Genomic DNA, 9,649 nt, shown 5'->3' on the forward strand with positions numbered 1-9,649 from the left:
TTGTCCGAGCTGGAGCGGATCACGGCTCGCCGGAGCGAGCTGGACGTGCTCGCCGAGGAGCTGAACAAACGACTTGGGGAAGTCGAGTCGGAACGGGGTGAGTTGGTTATCGCCGAGCGGGTTCTGCTCCGGCTGGCTGAACAGGACCGGGCCGAGGTAGAGGCCGCCGTCGCGGTGGCTCCGGTGAAAGCGCAGGTGGCGGGGCGTGCGGTGCTGCTGATCCCGCACCGCGGCGAGGCCCAGGACGAGACCGCACTGCCCGAGGACTACCGGCGGATTCTGCAGATCGTTCGGGGTGGTGACGGTCCGGTGCAGGTCAGGGCGGTGGGCGAGGAGTTGGGGCTTGATGTGGGGTTGCGCGGGAAGCTGGAGCCGCTGCGGGCGAAGATGACCAAGCTCGCCGATCGTGGCTGGCTGCACAAGCGGCCCGACGGACGGTTCACCGCACGTCGGTAGCCACGCCGTGATGGTGACGGCCTGGGCGTAACTGGCGGGCCCCCGGCGGCAGTTGAGTTTGTGTGACGAAAAACAACGGTCTCACCGAGGGCCCTGACGGCCTTGTCTACACCGCCCGCCTGCCTCTGTCGAGTGCCACCCTGAACTACCTCGCCACTCTGATACGTGGCCACTGCAAGAAGATCGGCTCGCGCTGGGCGTGCGCTGACTCCGGGGAAGATCGCGGGGATCGTGCTGGCGGTGCTGCGCTGTGACCAGCGGCCCGGCGATCTGACCGGCGGAAATGGGGTGCACCGCACCACCGTCACCCGCTGGGTGCGCGAGGTCGTCGGCCTGCTGGCCGCCCGCGCTCCGCGCCTGGACCGCGCGCTGAAGAAGATCGCCCGATCCGGTGGCGGAGTCGTACTGCTGGACGGCTCGCTGATACGCACCCGGCGGCGCACCGGAAGCGAGAACCGGACGAACTACTCCGGCAAGAGCAAGTGCCATGGCCTGCTCGTGATCGCGCTCACCGACGACAGGAGCCGCCTGCTGTGGGTCTCGGCGGCCCGACCCGGTAGGACCTAGGAGATCACGGCCTGCCGCCACGACCACCTCACCGACCGCCTTCGCGAGGCCGGGCTGGGCGCGATCGCCGACCTGGGCTTCGTCGGCCTCGACGACAGCGGCCCGGACGCCGACCCGGCGGTGATCACCGGCTACAAGGCCGCCCGCAACCGGCCGCTCACCCGCGGCCAGAAACTGTCCAACAAGGCGCTGGCCGCCGTCCGGGCACCGGTCGAGCGCGGCTTCGCGCACCTGAAGAACTGGCGGGTGCTCGGCAAGGTACGCACCGACCCGAAATGGGCGACCGCCCTGGTCAGGGCCCTACTGGTCCTCACGAACCGCGAAGTCGCCCGCTGACCGACGATCTAGACGGGAGTCATGCGCTCGTGACCAGCCCGAGTATCCCGAAGCCCGCGCACACCAGCCCCATGACCTGTAACTTCACGATGCACGCCGCTCAATGCCAACCGCAACCCGCGCCTGAGCCGGAAGGACATCGAGGCCGAGTTCGACACCCTGCTGGGCGTGACCAAGGTGATCTGGCTCCCGTACGGGCATTTGGCGGGGGACACCCAGGGGCACGTCGACCATGTCTGCCAGTTCGCCGGACCGGGGCGGGTGGTCGTCGAGGCCTGCGGCGACCCGGGTCGTCCCGACCATCTCCGACTCAAGGCCAACCGCACCATTCTGGAGGGGTCGACGGGCGTGCACGGGCGGAGCCTGGAGATCTTGGAACTGCCGCCTCGGCAGGAGGTCCGCGTGTTCGGCCGGCGCGCCGTGGTGAACTACATGAACCTCTACGTCACCAACGGCGGAGTGGTCATGCCGCTGGCCTGTACCAGCGCCGACGAGGAGGCGCTGGCCGCCGCTGCCCGTGCCTTCCCCGACCGGCGTGTCGTCGGTGTTGAGGCCAGAGTGCTCGCCCTGGGCGACGGCGGGATCCACTGCATCACCCAGTAGCTCCCCGCTGAGCTCGACCGGCAGTGAGCGGCGGGTCCGGCCCACCGGCCCGGTGCCGCAGGTCGGGGCGGGGGATCGGGCCGGCCTTGGGCGTTCGCCCAAGGCCGGCCCGATCACCACTCCCGTGGTCCGACGGGCCTTCGGTGTCCGAGGGACGCCTGCCCATGGGCACGAAGGGCGCGGGACCCGACGCGCCGGTGAACGGGCCGCCCCCTGCTGTCGACCGCGCCGGGGCCGACCAGAGCCGTCAGTTCGCCGTGGTGCCGACCCGCTTCGTCAGATGGGCGGGGGCCTCGATGCGCTCGGGCAGGAGCGGGTCCGGCTCCAGCTCACCCCACGTGGCGCGCAACGGGAGAACGCCCGCCCACAGGCCCAGTTCGGCGTCCTCGCTGTCGCCGTCGTCCGGAGCTCCGCTGCGGATCTTGACGGACGCCTCGTCCAGGGCGAGGGCCAGCAGAGCCGTGGCGGCGAGTTCCTTGCGGCTGGGGCGCCGGGCGTAGTCCCACTGGCCGGGGGTTGCGTGCTCGGTCAGGCAGCGCAGGCCGGCCAGCTTCTCGTCGGGGTCCGTGACAAGGCGGGGAGTACCGAAGATCATGGCGCTGCGGTAGTTGACCCCGTGCTCGAAGACCGAGCGGGCCAGTACGAGTCCGTCGACATGGGTGACGGCGACGCAGACCGTGGCGGCGGGTGACGCGATCAGGCTGCGGCTGGCGACCGAACCGTGGAAGTACAGGGTGCTGCCGTCTGATCCGTAGACGGTCGGTACCACCATCAGGGTCTCCTCGAAGCTGACGCCGAGGTGGCAGATGAAGCCGGCGTCGAGGATCGCGTCGAGCTGGTCGCGGTCCAGGCTCCCCTGTTCCCGCAAGCGGCGGTGGCGGGTGCGCTCGGTGACCGGCAACTGCCGTTCGGGAGTACCGGAGTTCATGGATGCTTCCCTTCTGAGGTGTGAACGGGGCGGGTGGTCCTACGGTGAGGTGACGACGGGGAACAGTACTGATTCCATCGAAGAACCGCCATGAATCTTCGTAAACCGTTGCTCAAGAAACTCTTAACGACGAGATCCCTTGCGCAGCGCGAACATGATCATGCAGCATGGCCGACCGGGCCACCGAGTCGCGGACCTTCCTGGAGGACCAACCACCCATGACCTCACCCCCGTTGATCGCCTCGCCGCATGAGTCGCTGGATCTGCTGGGCGTCGGGATCGGGCCGTTCAACCTGTCGCTCGCCGCGCTCGCCGACGACATGCCGGATCTGCGTACGGCCTTCCTCGAACAGCGGTCGGCCTTCTCCTGGCACCCCGGCCTCATGATCGAAGGAGCCACGCTCCAAGTGCCTTTCCTGGCCGACCTGGTGACCCTGGTCGCGCCCGACAGCCGCTGGTCGTTCCTGAGCTATCTGCGCTCGATGGAGCGGCTGTTCCCGTTCTACTTCGCCGAGCGTTTCCATATCGACCGGGCCGAGTACGACGCCTATCTGCGCTGGTGCAGCGCCTCCCTGACGAACTGTCACTTCGGCTGCCGCCTCGAGTCCGTCTCCTGGGACGCGGAGCGGGAGCTGTACGCCGTCGATTACTGCGCGGCGGGCACCGGGACAACGGGTCCCGCGGTCGCCCGCGCCTACACCCGCCATCTGGTCCTCGGCATAGGCACCGAACCGTACGTCCCGCCGGAGCTGGAGCACCTGACCGACGGAGCGCGACGCGCACGCGTCCTGCACGCCGCCCGCTACCTCGACCAGCGCGCGGACCTGCTCGCCCAGCGGCATGTCACGGTCGTCGGCTCCGGGCAGTCCGGTGCCGAGGTCTTCCTGGACCTGCTGCGGGCCCGGCCGCAGGGGACTGAGGGCCTGCACTGGGTGTCGCGGTCGCCCGCCTTCGCGCCGATGGAGTACTCCAAGCTCGGGCTCGAACAGTTCACCCCGGACTACATCCGGTTCTTCCGGAACCTGCCGGAGGCCACCCGTGACCAGCTGCTGCCTCAGCAGTGGCAGTTGTACAAGGCGGTCAGCGCCGAGACGCTCGCCGAGATCCACGACGAGCTGTACCGGCGTACGCTGTCCGGAAGCTGGCCCGATGCCGTGCTGCGGCCCGCGACCGCGGTTCGGTCCGGACAGCTCCTGGACGACGGCCGGTTCGAGCTCACCCTGGAACACACCCAGCAGGGCTCCACCGACCTGCTGCGCACGGACGCCGTGGTGCTCGCCACGGGGTATCGCGAACGCCCCGCCGACGGCCTGCTCAAGGGCATCGAGCCGCTGCTGCGCAAGGACGGCTCGGGTCGCCCGCTCGTAGACGCCGACCACCGCCTGGTCTGCGACGACTCCCTCACCGGCGGAGTGTTCGTGCAGAACGCGGAGCGCCACACGCACGGCGTGGGCGCGCCCGACCTCGGCCTGGCGGCCTGGCGGTCGGCGGCCATCCTCAACGCCGTGGCGGGCCGGACCATCCATCCACTGCCAAGCAGGTCCGCCTTCACCACCTTCGGCAGCCCCTGAACCCCCCGGGGCAACCGCCGAACCTCAACCGGACATCGCTGCGCCGATGACGAAAGGCGCTCGCCGACGGTCAGTACCCACCCTCGTGGTGGCGACTGCCTGTGACCCGAACCAGCGTCCGCTACCTTCCCGGAGACTCCTCTTGCTGATCCGAAAGACCGGCGACGACCAGCTCGTCAACGCGTACGGCATCCGCTACCAGCAGATCTATCCGCACGGCGGCGAGCACCTCGCGCCCTGGGGAGTGGGCCGCGCGGTCGTCGAACCCGGCGGCGCCACGGAACCGCACTCCCACCCCGACCACGAGATGTTCGTGTTCCTCAGCGGCCACGGCATTCTGGACGTCGACGGCGAGACCTGCGAGGTGGGCCCGGAGGTCACCACCCTCCAGTCGGGAGGCAGCCGGCACCTCGTGCGGAACACCTCGGACGAGGAGCCGCTGGTCTTCCTCTCCGTGTACTGGCCGGCCGAGCACGGCCCCATCGACCTGTGAACCACCGCCCCGCCCCGAGGAGTTCCGTCATGGCTCAACCCTTCGCCCTGGTCACCGCCGCCCCGCCGACTCCCAACGGCGACCTGCACCTCGGACACCTTTCCGGCCCATACTCGGGCGCCGACATTCGGATCAGGGCACACCGGTTGCAGGGCGGTGAGGGCCTGTACATGACCGGTTCGGACCTGCACCAGTCGTACGTCCCCACCAAGGCGGCCAAGGACGGCCTGGACCCGGTCGAGATGGCAGACGGCTACGCCGACGAGATCGCCCGCATCTTCGCCGGGGCGCACTTCGAGCCGGACGCGTATGTGCGGCCCTGGCGGTCGGAGCTGCATCGCACCATCGTCACGGAGTTCTTCGCCCGCTTGCACCAGCGCGGCGCGCTGGAGCCCCGAACCGAGAAGGGCCTGTACTGCGGCTCCTGCGACCGCTATCTCTTCGAGGCGCACCTCACCGGCCGCTGCCCGCACTGCGACGCCGCGAGCGACGGCAACTCCTGCGAGAACTGCGCCCGTCCGAATGCCGTCATCGACGTCGTCGACGCCCGCTGCAACGCCTGCGGCGGCACCCCCGTGCAGCAGGACGTGCGCCGTCTGGTGTTCCCGCTGAGCAGGTACGCGGACCGGCTGCGCGCCTTCCACGCGCGGGCGGTGCTCAGCCCCCAGTTGGAGGCGCTCTGCGCGGACCTGATCGAGCGAGGGCTCCCGGATGTGCCCGTCACGCACCCCAGCGGCTGGGGCATCCCGATGCCGGCCCCCGGCTTCGAGGACCAGCGCATCTACGTGTGGGCCGAGATGATGCCGGGCTACTTCGCCGAACTAGCCGAGGCGCTCGCCGCGCAGGGCCGCGACCCCCATACCTGGCCCGAGGTGTGGAACGCGCCGGACACCGAGATCACCCAGTTCTTCGGTTTCGACAACGGCTACTTCCACGCCCTGCTCCAGCCCGCCCTGCTCATGGCGTACGACGAGGACTTCAGGCTGCCCACCGCCCAGGTCACCAACGAGTTCTACCAACTGGGCGACTCGAAGTTCTCCACCAGCCGCCGGCACGCCATCTGGGCCAACGACCTGCTCGCGGCGGTCCCCGCCGACATCGCCCGCTTCGTCCTCGCCAAGGACCGGCCCGAGTACGCGCGCACGTCCTTCGGCTGGGACCGGCTGCTCGAGGTCGCGTGCGGTGAACTGGCCGGCACCTGGCAGGGCTGGCTCACCGGTCTGTTCACCCGTCTGGAGACCGAGAGCAACTCCCTGGTGCCCGAGGCCGCCGCCCCGGACGGCTTCCAGACCCGCTTCCTCGCCCACCTGGAAGACATCGCAGGCGCCGCACTGCGCGCCTACTCGGCCGCCGACTTTTCGCCCCGCCGTGCCACCCGCCTTCTGGGCGAACTGGTGCTTCTCGCGGACGACTTCGCCGCGGGAACCACACGGATCCGCGCCACCGGCAACCTCGCACCGCTGGTCGCGGAGGCCGCCGCGGCCCGCACCCTGGCCCAGCTGGCATACCCCGTACTGCCCGATTTCGCCGCCGCGCTGTGGACCGCGCTGGGTGAGCAGGGCACGCCCGTGTGGGACGGGGTCCGTGCGCCCGCGCCCGGAACCAAGGTCGACACCGCGCGCCGCTTCTTCACTCCGCTCCCAGACGACATCGAGCAGCGGGTGATGGCGAAGTGACCACGCTCGGACGGCAGGCATGACCCGCACCGCGACGGTCGTGGGGGCCGGGGTGTTCGGCCTCTCCGTGGCCCGTGAACTGGCCCGCCGCGGCTGGAGGGTCGAGATCGTGGCCGCCACCGCCCCTGGCGCGTACGGCCCGTCCGCAGGTGACACGCGAATTCTGCGCTGCGCGTACGGGGACGACCTCTGGTACGCGGATCTCGCCCACCGTGCCCGCCGCCGGTGGCGCGGCCTGGAGCGCGAGACGGGGGAGCGGTTCCTGCTGCCCGTCGGCGTCCTCTCGCTCGGCGCGGACAGCGCGTTCCAGGTGCTGGACGGGCTCGGTGTCCCTGCCGAGACCGTCCGGCCCGCCGAGGCCGCGTCCCGGTTCGGACTCCACTTCGCGGACGTGTCGGGACCGCTGCTGTACGAGCCGCAGGGCGCCGTTCTGCGAGCGGCCGCCGCCGTCGGGGCACTGGCCCTGTCGGTCCGAGCCCATGGCGCCCACCTGACCAGCGGCACCGCCGTCCCCGACGGCGAGGGCCGGGCTGTGGTCGATGGCCGCACCCGGCGGACCCGGCTGACCGTGTGGGCGGCGGGCGCAGCGCTGACCACGCTGTTCCCGGCCGTCGCGGCGGAGTGCGGGCTGCGCACGGTTCGCCAGGACTGCTGGTACGTCGCCGCGCCGGCGGCGACCGGCCCCCGCACGGCGTGGATCGACCAGGACGACGGTTGCTACGGGATCCCGGCCGTGTCCGCCAAGGGCATCAAGGTGGTGCCGGACGTCGAGACGCCCTGGGACGCACCGGACCATCCCGACGAGGGCCCGCTCCCCGCCCGCGTCCACGCCCACCTGCGCCACCGGCTGCCCGGACTCGACCGTGCACCCCTGACCCGCCGCGAACGCTGCCACTACACCACGACGTCCGACGCCCACTTCCTTCTCACCCGTCCCGGTGCGACGACGCCCGCGGTGTGGCTGGTCGGCGGCGACTCCGGGCACGGCTTCAAACACGGGCCCGCCTGGGGCGAGTTCGTCTGCGACGTCATGGAGGAGCGCACCGAGTTGCCCGTACGGTTCGGGCCGCGGCGCATGGCCGCCGAGGTCCGCTGACATGCCCGCCATGCTGTGGCTGCTGGCCCTGGGCACCTTCACCGTCGGCACCGACGCCTACGTCATGGCAGGCATCCTGCCGCAGGTGGCCGAGGACCTGGGGGTGTCGGTGAGCGCTGCCGGACAACTCGTCACCGTCTTCGCGCTCGCGTACGCGCTGCTGGCCCCGCTGGGCGCGAGCGCGGCGGCCCGGCTGCCCGGGCGTACCGTGCTGACCGGCGCGCTCGCCGTGTTCGCCTTCGGCGATGTGATCACCGCCTGCGCGCCCACCTACCCGCTGGCCCTGGCGGGTCGGATCGCCGCCGCGCTCGGCGCCTCGACCCTGACCCCGCAGGCCGCCGTGCACGCGGGACGCCTGGTGCCCGCGGAACAACGGGCCAAGGCCCTGTCGGTGATCGTGGGAGGTATCACGCTCGCCACCGTCTGCGGGGTGCCGCTGGGCACGGCGGCGGGCGGCGCGTTCGGGTGGCGCACCGCTCCCGTCGCCGTCGCCGTCCTGGCGGTCTGCGCACTCGTCGGCATCCGGGTCACCTTCCCCCGGGAGAAGGCCGCGCCCCGTTCCTCGACGCCGCACGTCCCCCTGGCCTTGCTCCGCCACCGAGCCGTCGTCCGCGTCCTGGCGATCTCGCTGCTGACGGCGACGTCCGAACAGCTCGTGTACAGCTACGTCGGTCCGGTACTGGAAGGCGCGACCGGCGGCGATCCGTCGAGCCTGGCACTACTGCTGCTCGTCTTCGGCGTCGGCGCGGTGGCCGGGAACGCGCTCGCCGGACACCTGACCGACCGCCGCGACAGCCGGATGACCATGCTCATCTCGGTGTCCGGGATGACCGTACTGTTCGCGGCCCTGCCGCTGTGGTCGGCTTCGCTGCCCGCAGCGGCTGCGGCCATGGGCTGCTGGGGCGCCACCGGCTGGATGTACGTCACCCCGCAACAACACCGGCTGCTGGCCCTGACCGGCTCGGACACCCTCGGCTCGCTCGCCGTGGCCCTCAACAGTTCCACCCTGTATCTGGGCATTGGCCTGGGGAGCCTGATCGGCGGCTCCGTGCTGACCGTGGCCCCGCCCGCCGCCCTGGCCTGGCCGGCAACGGCGCTCGGCGTGACCGCGTTCGTCCTGATCCTCCTGTCCTACGGAGGCACGAAGCCGCCCAGCGGGAGCGCAGGCACCCTGCCCTGAAACCCGGAACCCGTCCGAACCCGCGGCCTGGCCGACGCGCAGCGCCCCCTCGGGGAGCGCCGCGCGTGAAGCGGTGCCGAAGATCCTTGGGCGGTGGAACGCCTGTGGAGCTCCCACAGCAACCGCTCGAGCCGTTGGGGGTTTTGGTCGAGGCAGATCCCGTCTCGGTGATGCCCTTCAGATTAGGCATCGCCATCGACGCCTCCGGGAGCCCGTCGAGCCAGCCAGAGACCCGGTCTTCGGGAACCCCCGCCCAGCCCACGGCATCCAGCTCGGAGACCTGCGGAAGTCGTCGAGCCGCCGAAACGGAAGGTGAACCCGTCGAGGATGCGGGACCCCTCCCGGGCCACGCTGTAGACCTCGGGGGCGTTGCACAGGTGCAGCACGCTCGTGAAGCCGACGCCCTTATGACCGATCCCGGCGTCGGCACGCTTGCTGGACAGGGCGATGCTGCAGAGGGCCTTGAAGTCCCTGCCGCCAAACGGCTTGCGCGGTTGGCCACGTAGACTCGCCGCCCTGGACCACACCACCGGCCTGGTCCTGACCCGGCTGGATGTGGAGGTGAAGACGAACGAGATCACCTGCTTCCAGCCCCTGCTGGAGAGCATCGCGGACCTGGCAGACACCGTGGTCACCAGCGACGCGATGCACACACCCAGCGCGAGCACTGGCAGAGATCGTCTTCGACTGCCCGCTCCCTCGCCACACCAACGCCGACGGGAACAAGGCATGAGGTGCTTGGC

The 9,649-nt window shown here is 70.8% G+C and carries 7 protein-coding genes and 3 pseudogenes; 9 read left to right on the forward strand and 1 reads right to left on the reverse strand.

Going from position 1 to position 9,649, the window contains the following annotated elements; translation table 11 throughout:
• The 3 genes and pseudogenes from ACGFWI_RS38585 to ACGFWI_RS38595 form a co-directional block, all read left to right on the forward strand.
• A complete protein-coding gene (locus tag ACGFWI_RS38585; protein WP_393910739.1) occupies positions 1-456 on the forward strand; it encodes a hypothetical protein in 456 nt (151 codons plus the stop codon).
• A gap of 62 nt (positions 457-518) precedes the next feature.
• Positions 519-1,359, forward strand: a pseudogene (locus tag ACGFWI_RS38590) (transposase family protein).
• Positions 1,360-1,452: 93 nt separating this feature from the next.
• Positions 1,453-1,962: pseudogene (locus ACGFWI_RS38595) on the forward strand (agmatine deiminase family protein); the annotation flags it as partial.
• A gap of 247 nt (positions 1,963-2,209) precedes the next feature.
• On the opposite strand, the gene ACGFWI_RS38600 reads toward ACGFWI_RS38595, so the two are convergent.
• Complete coding sequence (locus tag ACGFWI_RS38600) at positions 2,210-2,890, reverse strand: pyridoxamine 5'-phosphate oxidase family protein (RefSeq protein ID WP_393910740.1); 681 nt, start codon at positions 2,888-2,890, stop codon at positions 2,210-2,212.
• A gap of 218 nt (positions 2,891-3,108) precedes the next feature.
• Here ACGFWI_RS38600 and ACGFWI_RS38605 point away from each other — a divergent pair, with 218 nt between their 5' ends.
• The 6 genes and pseudogenes from ACGFWI_RS38605 to ACGFWI_RS38630 form a co-directional block, all read left to right on the forward strand.
• Entirely contained in the window at positions 3,109-4,461 is a 1,353-nt protein-coding gene (locus ACGFWI_RS38605) for a lysine N(6)-hydroxylase/L-ornithine N(5)-oxygenase family protein (protein ID WP_393910745.1), read from the forward strand.
• A 142-nt stretch (positions 4,462-4,603) separates the two neighbouring features.
• Complete coding sequence (locus tag ACGFWI_RS38610; RefSeq protein ID WP_393910741.1) at positions 4,604-4,954, forward strand: cupin domain-containing protein; 351 nt, start codon at positions 4,604-4,606, stop codon at positions 4,952-4,954.
• A gap of 29 nt (positions 4,955-4,983) precedes the next feature.
• Positions 4,984-6,630 (forward strand): methionine--tRNA ligase, encoded by a 1,647-nt coding sequence (locus tag ACGFWI_RS38615; protein ID WP_393910742.1) that lies wholly within the window; start codon positions 4,984-4,986, stop codon positions 6,628-6,630.
• 19 nt (positions 6,631-6,649) lie between these two features.
• Positions 6,650-7,726, forward strand: coding sequence for an FAD-dependent oxidoreductase (locus ACGFWI_RS38620; protein WP_393910743.1), 1,077 nt, complete (start codon positions 6,650-6,652; stop codon positions 7,724-7,726).
• A 1-nt stretch (position 7,727) separates the two neighbouring features.
• On the forward strand, positions 7,728-8,906 hold the full coding sequence (locus ACGFWI_RS38625) for an MFS transporter (RefSeq protein ID WP_393910744.1): 1,179 nt from the start codon (positions 7,728-7,730) through the stop codon (positions 8,904-8,906).
• Between the two features lie 447 nt (positions 8,907-9,353).
• Positions 9,354-9,649 (forward strand): annotated as a pseudogene (locus tag ACGFWI_RS38630) (hypothetical protein); the annotation flags it as partial.

Origin of the sequence: Streptomyces sp. NPDC048434 (genome assembly GCF_043200375.1) — a bacterium.
Lineage (GTDB): Bacteria > Actinomycetota > Actinomycetes > Streptomycetales > Streptomycetaceae > Streptomyces.

What these genes read in the sequence shown, in the direction of transcription:
- ACGFWI_RS38600 (WP_393910740.1), bottom strand. Translation starts at nt 2,890, where the DNA reads ATGAACTCCGGTACTCCCGAACGGCAGTTGCCGGTCACCGAGCGCACC.
- ACGFWI_RS38615 (WP_393910742.1), top strand. Translation starts at nt 4,984, where the DNA reads ATGGCTCAACCCTTCGCCCTGGTCACCGCCGCCCCGCCGACTCCCAAC.
- ACGFWI_RS38625 (WP_393910744.1), top strand. Translation starts at nt 7,728, where the DNA reads ATGCCCGCCATGCTGTGGCTGCTGGCCCTGGGCACCTTCACCGTCGGC.
- ACGFWI_RS38605 (WP_393910745.1), top strand. Translation starts at nt 3,109, where the DNA reads ATGACCTCACCCCCGTTGATCGCCTCGCCGCATGAGTCGCTGGATCTG.
- ACGFWI_RS38620 (WP_393910743.1), top strand. Translation starts at nt 6,650, where the DNA reads ATGACCCGCACCGCGACGGTCGTGGGGGCCGGGGTGTTCGGCCTCTCC.